We start from the raw sequence: 16,889 nt of genomic DNA on the forward strand, positions 1-16,889 counted from the left end.
AATCCCCCCCTCACCGCCATATTCGAGATGAGAGCCTGTACGCAAGTACGGGCTCTTTTCTTTTATATTCTCCATCGGGGGGATGAGAATCCCCGACCGGGGGTCGACAACTGGCGCAGCCAGTTGGACAGACCGCAAACGCAGTGAGCGGGCTGCCCCGCAGGGGCGAGCGAAGCGAGTCAATCCCCCCCTCACCGCCATATTCGAGATGAGAGCCTGTACGCAAGTACGGGCTCTTTTCTTTTATATTCTCCATCGGGGGGGGATGAGAACCCCCGACCGGGGGTCGACAACTGGCGTAGCCAGTTGGACAGACCGCAAACGCAGTGAGCGGGCTGCCCCGCCTCAAAAACGCTCAAAGCGATAGGGATGCGGGTCAATAATCGGCTCACCGCCGCACACCAGATCCGCCGCCAGCTGTCCGGCAGCCGGTGAAGTGCCAAAACCGTGGCCGGAAAAGCCCGTCGCCAAAGTCAGACCGGGCATTTTTGCCAGCGGACCAATCACCGGGTTAGAGTCCGGCGTGACGTCGATGGTGCCCGCCCAGGCCTCAGCGATTTCTGCACCGGCAAATACCGGCCAGGCCGCTTTCAGGTTGTTTAGCGCCTCCTGATTCAGCGCCGGATTGGCCGATGGATCAAGGGTGCGCACCCGCTCAAACGGCGATTTGTCGCCAGCCCCCCAGCGACGGGCCAACGCCAGATCGCTGAAAAACGGCCGCCCCAGCTTGATACGTAAAAAATCGCGCTGTGTACGTAGCTGGGGCAGATAGCGCATCCCCAGTAGCAGGTGGTCCAGCGTCAGCGAGGCATCTAGCGCCCCACGCTGAGTCACGATATAGCCGCCGTCGATATGTCGCCGGAACGAGAAGTCCGGCGCCCCCACCGCAATCTCCGTCGGCCCGGCCAACGGTTTCGTGCGCAACACCGAACAGATCAGCGGCAGAGTTGGCAGCGCTATCCCGAGATTACCGAGAAAGCGCCGCGACCATATCCCCCCGGCCAGCAGCACCTGTTCACAGCGGATCTCGCCGCGTTCGGTGATCACGCCGCTGACCCGGCCCGCCGCGGTACTCAACGTGCGCACCGCGCAGTTCTCCACGATAACGGCCCCCCGTTCCATCGCCGCGTGGGCTATTGCGCTTGAGGCCAGCGTCGGTTCCGCCCGGCCGTCCGAAGGGGTAAAAATCCCCCCGGCCCACTTCTCGCTGCCGCCTGGCACGTGGCGGGCTATTTCCTCGCGACTTAACAGACGCGAATCAAGTTGCAGATGACGAACGGATTGCAGCCAACCCTCGTACATCGCCATCTGCGCCTCGCTGCGAGCGTTAAACATGATCCCCGTCTGGCGGTAGCCGACATCCCTGCCGGTGCGCGCGGCCATTCCCGCCCACAGCCGGTCCGATGCCAGCGCCAGCGGGATATCTTCCGCCAGGCGGCTGGTTTTACGCACCCAGCCCAGATTACGCGATGACTGCTCCCCGGCGATGCGCCCCTTTTCCAGCACCACCACGGGGATCTGCCGTTCAGAGAGCGTTAGCGCCGCCGTCAGACCAACAATGCCCCCGCCAATAATCACCACCGTGGTGGCGGAGGGAAATGCACCGGATGTCGTAACCGGAGTGATTGTCGGGGCCATAGTCTGTACCTTTATAGAGTGAATAACAAAATCAAAGCGCGAGGTTAATGGTCTGTACGCTGGCTGTTGACGCCCCGCGATAGGCGGTGACCTCCAGCTCAACTTTATATACCGTGGAACCGAGCGGCGGGCAGGTCACGGTAGCGGCCGGGTCAATACCGCGAAACTTCTCGCCCACAATGGTCATCACCGCCGGCACATCGGCCGGATCCTGAATAAACACCCGAGAACTCACTACATCGGCCAGCGTGGCATCTACCGCCGCCAGCGCTTGTTCGATATTGGCAAACACCTGGAGGGTCTGTTCGGCAATATCGGTCGGGATCACTTTGGTCTGCGGATGACGCCCGGCGGTGTTGGAAACGAAAATCCAGTTATCTACCGCCACAATGCGCGAGTAGCTGCCCTTCTCTTCATAAATCGAACCGGTTTTAACTTTAGTAATGTTGCTCATAGCGCTCTCTGTTTTGATGAAATCGTTAACGTATCTTCGCGTTCAGCCTGGCATCAGCTGAGTTCCGGGGTGTCCCAGAGGTTCAGCTTCACGCCGATCCCCTGCGCCAGCGCATTGCGGTAAACCACCGTGCCCCACGCCACATCCTCAACCGGCATGCCGCCGACCGACATAATGATGATCTCTTCCTCGTTCTGGCGGCCCGGCGCATCGCCAGCGACGATTTTGCCAATATCTTCCAGCTGGTCCGCGCTCAGTTGCCCGGCGGCCAGCATGTCCATAAAGCGCACGCCGATCAGCGGTATGTGGTTGTGGGCAGGCTTGGGCACTTCGGTGTACCAGGCCTCATACAGGCCGGTATTATCGAGCACCTTGCGCACATCAGGCCGCTCCATCCCTTCATCGATAGCGCACAGCGTCGGCATGGCGAGGAAGGCGCCGGGCTTGACCCACTCACGCTTAACCAGCGGGTAAGTCGCCGGATCGCCCACCTCGCCGGAACTGCAGTAGGTAACGATATCGGCACCGCGCACCACCTCTTCGAGGGTGTCGACAATCTCAATCGTGGTGACCTGCGGGTAGGTCGCGGTCAGCCAGGTAATAAAGCCATCGAGGCTTGCCTGCCCGCGTCCCTTGATCTTGATAGTGTCAATCAGCGGACAGACGGCAATAAACGCCGCCACCACGGTTTTACCCATCACCCCCGGCCCCATCAGGCCAATCACCCGCGAGTCTTTACGCGCCAGATGGCGTGCGCCCACCCCCGGAATCGCGCCGGTGCGGTAGGCCGAAAGCAGGTTGGCGGACATGTGCGCCAGCGGCGCGCCAGTGTCGACGTCATTGAGGGTAAACATCAGGATCGAACGCGGCAGGCCCTTCTGGCGGTTGGCGATATTCGAGCCATACCACTTCACCCCGGCGGTGCCGAAACTGCCGCCCAGGTAGGCGGGCATCGCCATCATGCGACGGTCGGCAGTCGGTTTTGGCATGGTCGGGAACGGCGAATGTTCCGGGAAGGTCACCATCGCGCCATGGGAGTCATTATTGGCGCCCGCCATTCGGTAATCCCCCCGATACAGCAGGCCGAACATCTCTTCCATCGTGTCCACGCAAGCGGGCATATCGGTCACCCCGGCCCTGATCATGTCCTGCTCGGAGAGGTAGATGAAGTCAATCTTTGTCTGGTTAGTCATTGCGGTCAGCCTTTGCGGTTGAGTGAATGACTCTATCAATACCTTTCCCCGTGGAGGCTGTATTGAATATTTGCGACATGGGAAATTCAGCATGGCATCCGGATTGCATTAGCCAGGCGTTATCTTCATGACTACGAGGACAGCCTGTGTCACACGCTCTTATTTCTGGCTATGCCGATGCTATCTATCCTGAACAACCCTGGTTTGTCCTGAGCGCAGCGCAGCACTACTCGATCATGGCTTCCGCCAATCCGGCGATATCGCATTTCTACACTTTTGATGTGTCGTCGGCGGCGGATGTCACCATGGCTATCCCGGACGGCTGCGTGGATATTGTTTTCGACTGTGATACCGCGCGGCCAACGGCGCGAGTGTGCGGCACGCCGCTGGAGGCGCACAGCGTAGAGCTGATCAACGGCCATCGTTACTTCGGCGTACGCTTTGCGCCGGGCATCATGCCCGACTTTCTGGACCTGATGGCGGAGGAGCTGACCAACCGCGAATACGACTTCACTGAAGTAGTGCCGGGGGCGCGGCGCGCCTGTGAGCAAATCCTGCGCAGCGCGCAGTTCTCCCAGCAGGTCACGCTGTTCGATCGTTACTTTACCCCGCGTCTGGCGCGCCGCACGTCGAGTGTGACCACCTGCATTATTCACACCATTCAACAGCTGAAAGGCAATATCCGCATTGAACAGCTGGAGACGCTGACCGGCTATACATGCCGCACCATTCAACGCCAGTTCCGCCAGGATACCGGCATGTCGCCAAAGATATTCGGCCGTATTATGCGCTGCCAGACAGCGCTGAATACCCTGTATAAACCGGGCAGGCATTCATTTACCACTCTGGCGCTGGATCTGGGCTTCAGCGATCAGTCGCACTTCCTGCGGGAATTTAAGAAACTGGTCAGCGCCACCCCGCTGGAATTTCAGCGCCGGGCCCTCGGCGAGGCGTGGGATGAACGGCTACGCTACCATTGAGTATCAGCATGGATGTTAAAATTAGGTAAGCACCATGTTGAATGCAAGTAGCACTAAAATAGTGCATCTGTTGCACTTTGGGGTTGTCCGATTTTTTCTATCTCTGCCGCCAGCGTTGGTCAATGATGCCCGATAGTTACCTGACCACTCAGCAGGAAAAAGATTTGCTGAGTCTGGCTTCACTATCCAATAAGGGCGCTGGCGATGAGCAACTCTACCGGTTTACGAAAAAATACGTTGGGACTCACCTCCCTGGTCTTCTTTGTGGTCGCCGCAGCGTCCCCCCTTACTGGGGTGGTGGGCGGGCTACCGGTGGCCATTTTTACCGGCAATGGCGGCGGCATTCCGGTTATCTATATTGTCGCCTGTCTGATCCTGATGCTCTTCTCGGTGGGCTACCTCACCATGAGCCGCTATGTCACCGATGCCGGAGCCTTCTATACGTATATATCAAAAGGGCTGGGTAACAACGCGGGCGCGGCCGCATCGGTACTGGCGCTGGTCGCCTACGTCTCAATACAGACGGCAATAATGGCCATGCTGGGTTTCTTCAGCGAACAGTTTCTACAACAGCACCTGGCACTCAATATTCCGTGGTGGGTGCTGAGCATGCTGTTTACCCTGACCGCCTGGATGTTGGGCATCAAACGCGTAGAGATCGGCGGCAAGCTGCTGGGCGTGCTGATGCTGGCAGAGGTCGGCATCGTCCTGCTGACCGACGTGATGATCCTGCTGAAAAAGAGCGGTCCGCTCACCTTCAGCTCATTTGAACCGTCGGTGTTTATGCACGGCAATCTGGGTATTGCGCTGGTGTTCTCCGTGGCCGCCTTTATCGGTTTTGAATCCACCGCCATCTACGCCGAAGAGTGTCGCGATCCGCAAAAAACAATCCCCCGCGCTACCCTCTGTGCACTGATAATCATCACCGCATTCTTCTGCTTTACCAGCTGGTCGTTCGTGCAGGTCTACGGCTTTGATCAGATAGCGGAAATCGCCAGTAAAGATCCCGGCAACTTTGTCTTCACCATCACACGTGAGTACGTAGGTCAATGGGCGGTAGATACCATGTCGGTGCTGCTGATCACCAGCCTGTTTGCCGCCACGCTGGCGTTTCACAATAATATCTCGCGCTATATCTACAGCATCAGCCGCGACGGGTTGATCTGGAAGGAGCTGTCGGCCACGCACCCCACCAACGGTACGCCGCACAAGGCCAGCCATCTGCACAGCGTGTTACTGTTGCTACTACTGGCGGGAATGGGCGGCAGCAATATGGATCCCATGGTGCATATCTTCGCCTTTGGCTCGGCCATTGCCACGCTGTCAATCCTGATGCTTCAGGTCGGGGTCTCTGCGGCGGTGGTGATGTTCTTCCGCCGTCTGCCCGGGCATAACAACAGCCGCTGGCGGGTGCTGTGGTCACCGCTGATGTCCATCGCCTGCATGCTGATGGCGATTATTCTGGTGATTAATAACCTGCAGCTGATAAGCGGCAGCGACTCGCCGCTGATACGCTTTATTCCCTGGTTTATTGCCTGCTGCGCTTGCGCGGGATATATCATGTCGGCGAAACGCAAGTCGGCGGTAAAAACCGCGTAGCGGGAAAATGTTAAACTGCGCCGCTCAATCTCCCCGAGCCTTATTGCAAAAGCCACCTTAACCGGTGGTTTTGTTATTTACGCGTGTCGGCACATACCTCACGGGGAATATCTCAGACCAAACGTGAAACCGCGCAGTCGGTGATGAAATTCCTGGTTTGATAAGCCCGACTAAAGCATGCAATAAATGCATGCGTAGCGGCTTGCCCGCCGCGAGACCGTCCAGCCTCACAAACCGTGCCGATCCCGGTGCAACAGGGTGCTGGGCGAGACGCCGAAGGCTTTACGGAAGGCATGGCTAAAATGGGAGAAGTCGGAGAAGCCGAAATCCAGCGCCGCCTGGGAGACGCTATTCACCCTCCCGCGCTCGATGGCCTCGCGACTCGCCCGCAGCCTTTCCTGCCAGATCACGGCCATCGGCGTTTTTTTGTGCCGGGCGAAAGCGCGCGTCACGGTGCGGACGGAGACGTAGTGCGCCCGTGCCAGACTCTCGATATTCAAATCAGGATCGACAAGTTGCCGGCGAATGTAATTCATCATGCGGGCGTACAGATCGCTCTCAGCGCTCACGTTATCCAGATCCTGCAACTCCAGACTCAGCACCAGCAGATCCAGCAGCGTCTGGGAGAAGCGGCCGGAAATATCCGGGTTGTCCAGACAGCCGGGCATTGCCGCCGCCTGACGCAGCATTTCGCGCAGCGGAATCACGCCGGGGCGGCGATCGTCGAGCGCCACCGCGGTGAGACTTTCCAGCCCAGGCAAACGACCGCTCAGCAGGTGCCGGGGGATCCGTACCAGATGGTTATCGTGCCCGCCAAGACTAAAACGGAAAGTCTGCGCCGCGTCGTAAAGCACCAGACTGTCTGCTGCCAGCGTCGCTTTGCGTCCACCCTGCTCAAGCTGACCGTAGCCACCCTGCATGTAGCCCAACCACAGATCGTCGTCGGGGCCCTGCCGCAGATAACGGGCCGTGCGATCCCAGCAGTGCAGCGGCGCGGACAGCGAACAGATATCCACCATACCGACTCCGCGTACCGCAAGCCGGGCATCGAAATCGCCCCCTGCCAGAGGCGCGCTGGCGGCCGGAATACAGTGACGTAACACCACGTCGTTCCAGTACTCGAAGCGGCGCGACTCGGCAACACCAACGGTCGAATAGTGGAGGCTGCCCGCAGACTGCATGCTCTTCATAGTGACTTACCTCGCGCCGGGGATCCCGTATCAACGACAGAAACGTTTTCGCAGGCAGCAACTATCGTGCCAACGGGCGAATACGCCCCTCCTCCCCCTCACACAGACAATATCTAAATTACTGAAAAATATCACTTAAACCTGTGCCCCCCCCTTCTTCGCCGTCGCGTCGGGTGACGAATGGGGGCGCGACGAGGTGAGATACCGCCCCCTCAGCGTGCGACGCCTGCACTATGGCGGACCATCATGCGCCGGGCGTTTTCAGCCCGCGAGCGGTTGTCCCTGCCAGCCAAACGACTGACCTTCTCAAGCAAGTACGCGGCAAATTTCTCCCTAGTATCAGTAAGCGTAAGGTCTTCCGGCCGCACCGTGCTCCGGACATAACATGACATCAGATAAGAGGGGGGAACGTTATGACTTTCAGCAACGCTACGTTTCGCATCAGCCTGAGCGCCTGCGCACTCTGGCTGGTTACCGGCCCGGCTCATGCGGTCGATCTCAACTCGCAGGACCTCATTCCTGCTCCCGCCGGCACCGATGCCGTTCTGGGGTATTTCAGCTACGCCACCCGAGACAGCTTCACCCCCACCGGGGGCGGCGAACTTAAGCGAGATACCGGGCTCGACTCCTTCGTCAGCATCTTTCGTTACGTCCACTACATGGACATCGGCGGCTTTATGGTCGCGCCGCAGGTGCTGCTGCCCTACGGACGTCTCTACAACGGCTCACTGAACGGCGTCCGGCTTGATTCAGCCAGCGGCCTGGGCGACCCTATTCTTGCCGCTCCGGTCTGGCTGGTGAACAACCCCGACACCACCTTCGCCATTGTGCCTTACCTGTACCTCCCCGCCGGCGCCTACGACGCCGGACGCACGCTTAACGTCGGTGAAAACCGCTGGAAGTTCGACCTGCAGCTTGGCGGCGTACAGCAACTCGGTAACGGTTTCGCCACCCAGCTGTCCACCGACGTGATGTGGTATGGCGTCAACGACGATGCCACGGGTATCGGCACCGGCCGCCTCAAACAAGACAACACTTATCAATTTCAGGGCTGGCTAAGCTGGACGCCACCCGCTGACAAGAGCTGGACCCTCGCTGTCGGTTATTCCCAATACTGGGGCGGCAAGCAGCGGCTCGACGACGTCGGGAACGGACAGGCGACGCGCGTCGATCAGGCGCGGCTGGAATTATCGAAATTCGTCACCCCCACGGTGCAGGTGCAGGGCCTGCTCCAGCGCGACCTCAACGTCGACGGTGGCTTTAAAGAAGATCTGCACACCACTCTGCGCGTGATGAAACTGTTCTGATGCGAATCGACACAGAGACATCCCTAGACCCACAACTCACCCGCAACGGAGAAATCCATCATGACCGATCAGCAGCAAAAACCCACCCTCTATGAACGTCTCGGTGGTTATGACGCCGTTTACGCCTTCGCTGGCGAAGTGTTGAAGACCTGCATGAAACATCCCGATATCGGCCATATCTGGGCGCACGTGTCCGAATCGTCATTCCAGAAAGAACACATCAATTTCGTCGACTTTCTCTGCAAACACTGGGGCGGCAACACCGTCTACCGGGGACGAGATATGGTCACCGCGCACCGCGGCATGGGGCTGACCGAAGTGCACTGGAAAGCGGTATTCGAGTCTATCGACGAATGCTACGAGAACTTCAACGTGGCGCAGGATATTCGGGAAGAGGTCACCGCCTTCCTGACCCAATTCAAACCCGCCGTCATCGGCAGCCCCTCGTACCGGGATGTGGTGCTCGCGCACCCTGACATGGACGTGACCAGGGGGATGGAAAGCGTCGGTATCCACTGGCCGAAAGCAGATAAACCGTCTTAATCCAGGAGGGACACCTGCGCAACCGGCGGGTGTCCATTTCAGCCAGGTGACTGACCCGCACAGCCATGTAGTGATGACGTTTCGGGCTTATGTTGAAGACAGGTTGCATTGACACACACCATATAAAGGGAAACCCATGGCTATTGAACGTCCGACCATCGAACAACTGCAAGAACTCGCCAGTCGGCTGCATATGCGACTGACGCCCGCACAGGCCGAAGAATATCTGGCGCTGATGCAGGCCAACTTCGACGCCTACGATCTCATCGACGCCCTGCCCGACGAGATCCCCGCGGAGCGCTACCCACGCGCCGCCGCTTATCGCCCTGACGGCGAAGAAAATCCGCTCAATGCCTGGTATTACAAGAGCGAAGTGCAAGGTGCCGCGACCGGCAAGCTGGCTGGCCGCACCGTGGCGCTTAAGGACAACATCGCGCTGGCCGGAGTGCCGATGATGAACGGAGCCTCGACGCTGGAAGGCTTCGTGCCCGCCTACGACGCCACCGTCGCCACCCGGCTGCTGGATGCCGGAGCGACCATTCTCGGCAAGGCCACCTGCGAACACTTCTGCCTGTCCGGCGGCAGCCACACCTCCGACCCCGCCCCCGTGCACAACCCGCTGCGTCACGGCTACTCTGCCGGTGGTTCTTCCTCCGGTAGCGCCGCGCTGGTGGCGGCGCGCGCGGTGGACATGGCTATAGGCTGCGATCAGGGGGGGTCTATCCGTATTCCTTCGGCCTTTTGCGGCACCTATGGCATGAAGCCGACCCACGGCCTGGTGCCCTACACAGGCATCATGCCGATCGAAGCGACCCTCGACCATGCGGGCCCGATTACCGCCAACGTGCGCGACAACGCTCTGATGCTGGAAGCTATCGCCGGCGGCGACGGGCTCGACCCACGCCAGTATGCCCCCACCGTAGAGGCTTACACCGCTGCGCTGGACAAGGGCGTGCGCAACCTGAAGATCGGCATTCTGACCGAAGGCTTCCAGCTGCCGAACATGGATACGCAGGTGGCGGAGAAGGTGCGCGGCGCCGTCGCTCGTTTGCAGGAGCTGGGGGCTCTCGTCGGCGAGATTTCCGTGCCGGAGCACAATCTGGCGGGCGCCCTCTGGTCCCCCATCGGCTGCGAAGGGCTCACCGCCCAGATGATGCACGGCAACGGCATGGGTTTTAACTGGGAAGGCCAGTATGACGTGGCGCTGCTGGACAAACACGCCCGGTGGCGCGACGACGCCGACGCGCTTTCCCCATCGCTCAAGATATGTATGTTCGTCGGCCAGTACGGACTGGAACGCTACCACGGCCGCTACTACGCCAGGGCGCAGAATATCGCGCGTCGCGCGCGTGCGGGCTATGACCGGGCGCTGGCGGATTTCGACCTGCTGGTGATGCCTACGGTGCCCATCGTCGCTCAGCCATTGCCGGAGCCGGGTTGCTCCATCACCGAGTATATCTCCCGCGCCTTCGAGATGATCGGCAATACCGCGCCGCAGGACATCACCGGCCACCCGGCGATGTCCATCCCCTGTGGACTGGTTGATGGACTACCGGTGGGCATGATGCTGGTGGGCCGCCACTACGCCGAAAGCACCATCTATCAGGCTGCCGCCGCTTTAGAAGCCTCAGGCGACTGGCGGATGTTTTAACCCTTAACTATCGGGAACCATAAAATGAGCCATAAACACGACCACGACCATACCGAACCACCGGCGGACATCGAATTACGTGTCCGGGCGCTGGAATCCCTGCTACTGGAGAAAGGACTAATCGACCCGGCGGCACTGGATGAGCTGATCGACACTTACGAGCATAAAGTCGGCCCCCGTAACGGCGCGCAGGTGGTCGCCAAAGCGTGGCATGACCCGGAATATAAACGCCGTCTGCTGGAAGATGCCACGGCCGCTATCGCCGAGCTGGGTTTTTCCGGGGTGCAGGGTGAAGACATGCTGGTGGTGGAGAACACACCGGACGTACACAACGTGACCGTCTGTACATTATGTTCCTGCTACCCCTGGCCGGTGCTGGGCCTGCCGCCGGTGTGGTACAAGTCGGCGCCCTATCGCTCGCGCATCGTTATCGACCCGCGCGGCGTTCTGGCCGAATTCGGATTAAACATTCCCGAAAGTAAAGAGGTGCGCGTCTGGGACAGCAGCGCCGAACTGCGCTATCTGGTCCTGCCAGAACGCCCGGCGGGCACAGACGGCTGGAGCGAAGCGCAGCTGGTCGAGCTGGTCACCCGCGATTCTATGATCGGCACCGGCGTGGTCGCCGCGCCATAACAAGGGGAGAAAACCATGAACGGGATACATGATCTGGGCGGTATGCATGGCCTCGGCCCGATCCTCAACGAGGAAAACGAGCCGTATTTTCATCATGAGTGGGAGCGCCGGGTATTTCCGCTGTTCGCCTCGCTGTTCGTCGGCGGTCATTTCAACGTGGATGAATTCCGCCACGCCATTGAACGTATGGATCCGGCCCACTACCTGGAGGCGAGCTACTACGAACACTGGCTGCATGCATTCGAAACGCTGCTGCTGGAAAAAGGGGTGATCACCGTCGACGAACTCTGGGGCGGCGCAACAGCGACTCCCTGCGCAGCGGGCACGCCCGTGCTGACGCAGGACAAGGTAGCGATGGTTGTCAGTACCGGTGGATCCGCGCGCGTCAGTCACGATGTCGCCCCCCGCTTTAAGGCAGGAGACCTGGTGCGGGCGAAAAATGTCAACCCCACCACTCACACCCGCCTGCCGCGCTACGTGCGCGGCAAAATCGGCCGTATTGCGACCGATCACGGCGTGTTCATCACGCCGGACACCGCGGCGCACGGTCTGGGCGAACATCCCCAGCACGTCTACAGCGTGAGCTTTACCGCGCTGGAACTGTGGGGGGAACCGCGCCCGGACAACGTTTACATCGATCTGTGGGACGACTATCTGGAGGAAGCATGAGCACTGCGACACTGCATGATTACGCCGCCGTCGGGCTACCCCGCGACGAGGAAGGGCCGGTGTTCGATAAGCCCTGGCAAGCGAAAGCTTTCTCCCTGATCGTCCATCTGCACCGGGCGGGGCTGTTCCCGTGGGCGGAATGGGTGCGGACATTCAGCGAAGCTATCAAGGCCGCCCCGGCGCAGCCCGGCGAAAGCGTGAACGACGCCTATTATCGCCAGTGGGCGACGGCGATGGAGAGCATGATCACCGCCCTCAACCTGACCGCATCGGATGACATTGCCCGGCGGACTCAGGAATGGCGGCAGGCATATATCAACACGCCTCATGGCCAGCCGATCCTGCTGACCAACGCCAGCTGCCCGCCTGCGCATAACCACCACCCACTGCCACTGGGTGTGCCGGTGACGGTTAGCCCGGCACAATCTTCCATCAGCACAATCAACAACGGAGTCACATCATGAGCGATATCACCCTGACCACCAACACCCTGGCCGCTCCGATACCGGTCGCAGCACTGTTGCCCTGGGCGCTGTTCACCACCCTGCTGGCGCTGCTGGCAATCTATTTCGTCGGTGCGGAACAAGGCGCGACGTCGATGTTTTCCGGCACGCAGGTGCATGAATTCTTCCACGACGCGCGCCATCTGCTGGGTTTTCCCTGCCACTGAGGAGGCGGAAATGATTGGGAAACTATTATTCAAGGGGATGATAGCCGGCATTCTGGCAGGCCTGGTGGCGTTTGCCTTTGCGCACCATTTCGGCGAGCCGCAGGTCGATCGCGCTATCGGGATTGAAGAAAGTCTGGCTGCTCATGCGCACCAACACAGCGGGTCGGCGGACGGCGGGGAAGAAGAAGAGGTCTTTAGCCGTCAAACTCAGTCCGGGGTTGGTCTGCTGGCTGGCATGGCGCTGTTTGGCGCCGCGCTGGGCGGCGGTCTGGCGCTGACGTGGGCCTTCAGCTATCAGCGCGTCGGACCGTCCAGTCCGCGCGCGCTGGCGCTATGTCTGGCGTTGGGCGGTTTTCTGGCGTTGAGCCTGATACCGGGGCTGAAATACCCGCCCAATCCGCCGGCCGTCGGCAATCCGGAGACCATCGGCTACCGCACCGGGCTGTACTTCATCATGATGCTGCTTTCCGTCGGCATCGTCGCTTCGGCCGCGTGGGTTGCGCACCGACTTAGCCCGCGCCTTGGCAATGGAAATGCGATGATGTGGGCGACGCTGTTCGGCGTAATGCTTCTGCTGGCGGTCTGCGCCCTGATGCCAACGGTGAACGAAGTGCCCGACCACTTCCCGGCCGATCTGCTCTGGCGTTTTCGAATGAGCGCCTTCGGTACGCATCTGGTGCTATGGGGCATTATCGGAGTGGCGTTCGGCGCATTAGCCGAACGTGACCCGGCGGCGCACGGACAGCGCCCTGCCTTCTGGCACGGTTGAGGTTATGGGCGCATCGCTAACGCTGATTTGTCAGGGAGAAACAGCGGCGGGCAGAGGGTCGCGTTTCCCTGACGATGAACCTCTGGAGGTACGGGCATGGCAACGGGCGCGTCAGCTACAGAGCGTGGTCGCCCGTTACCATACCGTCTGGTGCGCCCCGCAAGCTGCTGCCCGGCAGACCGCCAGGGCGCTCTCTTTACCGTTCACCCTGGCGACGGAACTGGCGGAACCCGACTATGGAATCTGGGCCGGGCAACCGCTGCGGGAAGTGATGATGCAAGACGCCGAGGCGTTCCACGCCTGGCTGGAGGGCGCGCCGCCGCCGGGCGGTGAGTCGCGCGCTCAGCTGTTGACGCGCTGCGGCCACTGGCTGACTCAGCGCGTCGATATGCAAGGCCGCCACTGCGCGATAGTTTCTGCCGCGGCGATCCGCGCCATGATCGTCGACGTTCTCGGCGCACCGCTCCAGTCATTTGAGCGCATTGATATCCACCCGCTCAGTATTACCGGGTTGCACAGCGATGGACGACGCTGGCATTTTTGCGTGGTGGGGGAACGATGTGACTGACCGATAGACAATGCCGAAGATAACTCTGCCATGCGTGGCGCAAGCGGGTCTCGTCTCGTTGCATAGCGCGGTGCTGGCATCCGGATGTCGCGCGGTCGGGATCGTCCGGATACCGCGAGGTGGGCGAAGGTGTATACCAAAGCCCTCCCGCTCTTCAGTTGCCGCCCGCTGAAGCTCAGGATGTCCTGAAGAGTAGCGAACAGCTTGATTATCCGCGTGAAAATCACCGCCCCGACGGCATCCGGCCAAAGTAGTGTTCATTGCTTGACCGAACGGTAAAGAAAGAATAAATACTGCTTGACCGTTTTAGCGCAACTCCCTATAGTAGCGCCCCGTTGCCCACCCAAGGTGAGCAGCGAAACAATATGGTGAGGTGTCCGAGTGGCTGAAGGAGCACGCCTGGAAAGTGTGTATACGGCAACGTATCGGGGGTTCGAATCCCCCCCTCACCGCCATATTCGAGATGAGAGCCTGTACGCAAGTACGGGCTCTTTTCTTTTATATTCTCCATCGGGGGGGGATGAGAATCCCCGACCGGGGGTCGACAACTGGCGTAGCCAGTTGGACAGACCGCAAACGCAGTGAGCGGGCTGCCCCGCAGGGGCGAGCGAAGCGAGTCAATCCCCCCCCTCACCGCCATATTTAAAGAAGAGCTCGTACGAAAGTACGAGCTTTTTTTTCACATATTGCATCCCGCCAGGGGGGATGAGAACCCCCGACCGGGGGCGACAACGGGCGCAGCCAGTTGGACAGACCGCAAACGCAGTGAGCGAAGCGAGTCCCCCCTCTTCCCCGGTTGAGATTAAAGCCGGAACGCACTGTTCCTGAGTGCGTCCCTGATTAGAACTCCATGATATCGGTTCTGGTTTTCTGACACCCAGCCCGGCCAGCTTTATCGGGAAAAGGCGCAGAAAATCGTCTTGATGACATCATCAGTCATAAACCATAAACAGATTTACGGTGCCGCTTACTGGCCCGGTATAATTGACGCCAGCTCGTGTGATCGTCGCTCGCTGGATATAGCGTGCCTGGAAGGTTATCGGCATAAAACTTGTGGATGACGCCGCAAAAATTTTATCCCCCGCGACAGAAGTAGCCCCCGAACCATAACTCCCAATATCGACGGCTGACCCGTTGATATCAATATGGTTACCGTTGTTCTGCAGCTCAATTTCCAGCCCATCAATTTTATTTCCGCCGGCGGCGTCGTAAAGACTGAGGTTACCCACCGGAAGTGGCGACGCGCCCGCATCTTCAAATCGCATCCGGACATTCTCCGCCATCCCGTTGCACTCCAGTTCAAGTATCACCGGCACATCCGGTCCGTATGCCGGAGCCCCAGGATGAGAAAGAGTATCTGCGTCCCATCGTCCCATAGCGACCTGATAATCGGTGGAACGCTGCGAACTGAGTTTGCAGGTTGGTCTGACAAGCGTCACTCCCGTCCCCATCAGAAAATGACTGGAAGGAGGCGGGAAAAAATTCGACAACCCCAACGGGATTAGCTCCATCCACGAGCTAAACAGATGACTGAAGGAAACTGCGCCGTAATTCGCTACATAACCGGTTTTAATCAGTTCAGCACGCAGAGAAAGCGATACTCTACGTGTCGGAATATACCAGAGAGTCGTATCATTTTCCGTACGCGACTGCAGCATACTAATGGACAGACCCGCCTGCCCTGCGCCAGGGCCAACATACGGATACTCCACACCACTGGCGGCAAATATAACAGAACTTCCAAACCCGGTCAGAGCAATAAATGCAGGGGCATTCACTGCGTTTCCGAGGTCCGGTGTATCTGACTGTACATAAAACCGCACACCGACTCCGGGAACGCTGGTGTTCAGGATCCCTGACCCCTCTAACGTCCCCGCAATATTGTATCCCAAAACGGCGTGACTACTTGCATTGGCCAAAATTCCGCCATACGGAGCAGTCATAATCGAAGTCGTACCTTCGATACCACTCCCGCTGCAACTCACCGTCAGAGGTACATTAAAGTCAGCGTAACTCCACGACGCAAGAATAGTTCCTGTCGGCACCGAGTTATCCGCAACAACCGAACGGGGAACAGAAAAAGGCTGATTATCCGGATAAGTGTAAGAACATTGTCCTGCCAGTTTATTCACATTGGGGTCACTGGCGGATGACCAGACATAACTTATGATATAGGTCGTCGCTCTCGTTACCGTTGGAGTAAACAAAAACACGACAGCCATCAGAAACAGGGACAGCCTTCTTTTGCTGACGAGCGCAACAGAGATGCCAGCAGCCATATTCATGGTATCAACTCCGCCCGATATTCTTCGCCCGCACCGCCCCAGTCATGGATCCCGCTCCAGGTCACGCTCACGCGGTCAGGATTCACGGAGGCAGGCAGATGGTAACGTTCGCTACCGAACGGCGGAGGCATACGATGACGATCCTCCAGCGTAATCCCCTTGCCAGCCCCCACGCTCAAGCGGGCAAAGCTGACATAATACGGCGTGGGATTGGTTGCTTTCAGCCAGACATCGTTACCGTCTTTCTCAAGACTCCAGCGAATTTGCTTGATCGCATCGCGGGCGCCGGCAGAGCTCAGCCCGTCAGGGCGAACGAAAACTTTGAGCCTGCTGCGTACGGCAATAACCAGCTTATTGGCGCTCCCGGCTTTAGGGGGGATTTCCTGCAGCGATAGCCAGTATGCGGACTCTCTGTCTTGCGCAATCGCCCCCCTCAGAACCACGAGCCGGAATTTCCCCTGTTTTTTACCCTCAAGCTTCATCACCGGCGGTGTCAGCACCAGCGGAAGATCGTGGTCATTCCCCCGAAGATCCTCCAGCCAGGCCTGCACCATATAGGTCTCCTGGCTGTCATTGATAACGTCTACCGCGGTTTCTCTGTCCTGCGCATACGCAACAATACGGGTCAGTTGCGGCCTGACGCCGGCTGTCGCCGAACCGACGAGGAAGACTACCGCCAGAAGGCCGGTAAAATATAGTTTTAACAATTTCATTGCGTTACTCTTTTTTTGTGCAGTTTG

General features: G+C 59.1%; 17 protein-coding genes and 1 tRNA gene. 12 read left to right on the top strand and 6 right to left on the bottom strand.

Annotated features, from left to right (window positions below; translation table 11 throughout):
* Window positions 1-345: 345 nt before the first annotated feature.
* From CWM52_RS20030 to CWM52_RS20040, 3 genes are read right to left on the bottom strand one after another with little or no spacing between them, the layout of a single operon-like run.
* Window positions 346-1,638: an NAD(P)/FAD-dependent oxidoreductase gene (locus tag CWM52_RS20030; RefSeq protein WP_100685688.1), complete on the bottom strand. Its 1,293-nt coding sequence runs from the start codon at window positions 1,636-1,638 to the stop codon at window positions 346-348.
* Window positions 1,639-1,669: 31 nt separating this feature from the next.
* Window positions 1,670-2,092 (bottom strand): RidA family protein, encoded by a 423-nt coding sequence (locus tag CWM52_RS20035; RefSeq protein ID WP_100685689.1) that lies wholly within the window; start codon window positions 2,090-2,092, stop codon window positions 1,670-1,672.
* A gap of 53 nt (window positions 2,093-2,145) precedes the next feature.
* On the bottom strand, window positions 2,146-3,285 hold the full coding sequence (locus tag CWM52_RS20040; RefSeq protein WP_100685690.1) for a tyramine oxidase subunit B: 1,140 nt from the start codon (window positions 3,283-3,285) through the stop codon (window positions 2,146-2,148).
* A gap of 146 nt (window positions 3,286-3,431) precedes the next feature.
* On the opposite strand from CWM52_RS20040, the gene CWM52_RS20045 reads away from it, so the two are divergent.
* The gene (locus CWM52_RS20045) at window positions 3,432-4,265 is read left to right on the top strand and encodes an AraC family transcriptional regulator (protein WP_100685691.1); all 834 of its coding nucleotides are present in this window, start codon (window positions 3,432-3,434) and stop codon (window positions 4,263-4,265) included.
* A gap of 204 nt (window positions 4,266-4,469) precedes the next feature.
* A complete protein-coding gene (locus tag CWM52_RS20050) occupies window positions 4,470-5,864 on the top strand; it encodes an APC family permease (RefSeq protein ID WP_100685692.1) in 1,395 nt (464 codons plus the stop codon).
* 227 nt (window positions 5,865-6,091) lie between these two features.
* On the opposite strand, the gene CWM52_RS20055 is transcribed toward CWM52_RS20050, so the two are convergent.
* Window positions 6,092-7,054 (bottom strand): helix-turn-helix domain-containing protein, encoded by a 963-nt coding sequence (locus tag CWM52_RS20055; RefSeq protein WP_100685693.1) that lies wholly within the window; start codon window positions 7,052-7,054, stop codon window positions 6,092-6,094.
* 413 nt (window positions 7,055-7,467) lie between these two features.
* Here CWM52_RS20055 and CWM52_RS20060 point away from each other — a divergent pair, with 413 nt between their 5' ends.
* The 10 genes from CWM52_RS20060 to CWM52_RS20105 all read left to right on the top strand — a co-directional run bounded on the left by CWM52_RS20060 (window position 7,468) and on the right by CWM52_RS20105 (window position 14,319).
* Window positions 7,468-8,361: a transporter gene (locus tag CWM52_RS20060; RefSeq protein WP_100685694.1), complete on the top strand. Its 894-nt coding sequence runs from the start codon at window positions 7,468-7,470 to the stop codon at window positions 8,359-8,361.
* Window positions 8,362-8,421: 60 nt separating this feature from the next.
* Window positions 8,422-8,904: a group I truncated hemoglobin gene (locus tag CWM52_RS20065; protein WP_100685695.1), complete on the top strand. Its 483-nt coding sequence runs from the start codon at window positions 8,422-8,424 to the stop codon at window positions 8,902-8,904.
* A 136-nt stretch (window positions 8,905-9,040) separates the two neighbouring features.
* Complete coding sequence (locus tag CWM52_RS20070) at window positions 9,041-10,555, top strand: amidase (RefSeq protein ID WP_100685696.1); 1,515 nt, start codon at window positions 9,041-9,043, stop codon at window positions 10,553-10,555.
* A gap of 24 nt (window positions 10,556-10,579) precedes the next feature.
* Window positions 10,580-11,188, top strand: coding sequence for a nitrile hydratase subunit alpha (gene nthA / locus CWM52_RS20075; RefSeq protein WP_100685697.1), 609 nt, complete (start codon window positions 10,580-10,582; stop codon window positions 11,186-11,188).
* 15 nt (window positions 11,189-11,203) lie between these two features.
* Window positions 11,204-11,857: a nitrile hydratase subunit beta gene (gene nthB / locus CWM52_RS20080; RefSeq protein WP_100685698.1), complete on the top strand. Its 654-nt coding sequence runs from the start codon at window positions 11,204-11,206 to the stop codon at window positions 11,855-11,857.
* On the top strand, window positions 11,854-12,321 hold the full coding sequence (locus tag CWM52_RS20085) for a nitrile hydratase accessory protein (protein ID WP_100685699.1): 468 nt from the start codon (window positions 11,854-11,856) through the stop codon (window positions 12,319-12,321). Before nthB ends, CWM52_RS20085 begins: the two co-directional genes overlap by 4 nt.
* A complete protein-coding gene (locus tag CWM52_RS20090) occupies window positions 12,318-12,527 on the top strand; it encodes a CbtB domain-containing protein (RefSeq protein ID WP_100685700.1) in 210 nt (69 codons plus the stop codon). Before CWM52_RS20085 ends, CWM52_RS20090 begins: the two co-directional genes overlap by 4 nt.
* A gap of 10 nt (window positions 12,528-12,537) precedes the next feature.
* The gene (locus CWM52_RS20095; RefSeq protein ID WP_100685701.1) at window positions 12,538-13,296 is read left to right on the top strand and encodes a CbtA family protein; all 759 of its coding nucleotides are present in this window, start codon (window positions 12,538-12,540) and stop codon (window positions 13,294-13,296) included.
* A gap of 4 nt (window positions 13,297-13,300) precedes the next feature.
* Window positions 13,301-13,864, top strand: a complete 564-nt coding sequence (locus CWM52_RS20100) for a histidine phosphatase family protein (protein WP_100685702.1) — start codon at window positions 13,301-13,303, stop codon at window positions 13,862-13,864.
* Window positions 13,865-14,231: 367 nt separating this feature from the next.
* Window positions 14,232-14,319 (top strand) — tRNA-Ser (locus tag CWM52_RS20105).
* Between the two features lie 477 nt (window positions 14,320-14,796).
* On the opposite strand, the gene CWM52_RS20110 is transcribed toward CWM52_RS20105, so the two are convergent.
* Both CWM52_RS20110 and CWM52_RS20115 read right to left on the bottom strand, forming a co-directional pair.
* Window positions 14,797-16,149 (bottom strand): fimbrial protein, encoded by a 1,353-nt coding sequence (locus tag CWM52_RS20110; protein WP_100685703.1) that lies wholly within the window; start codon window positions 16,147-16,149, stop codon window positions 14,797-14,799.
* Complete coding sequence (locus tag CWM52_RS20115) at window positions 16,146-16,862, bottom strand: molecular chaperone (RefSeq protein ID WP_100685704.1); 717 nt, start codon at window positions 16,860-16,862, stop codon at window positions 16,146-16,148. The genes CWM52_RS20110 and CWM52_RS20115 overlap by 4 nt, the downstream gene beginning before the upstream one ends.
* Window positions 16,863-16,889 lie beyond the last annotated feature (27 nt).

Origin of the sequence: Raoultella sp. T31 (genome assembly GCF_002806725.1) — a bacterium.
Classification (GTDB): Bacteria; Pseudomonadota; Gammaproteobacteria; order Enterobacterales; family Enterobacteriaceae; genus Klebsiella; species Klebsiella electrica.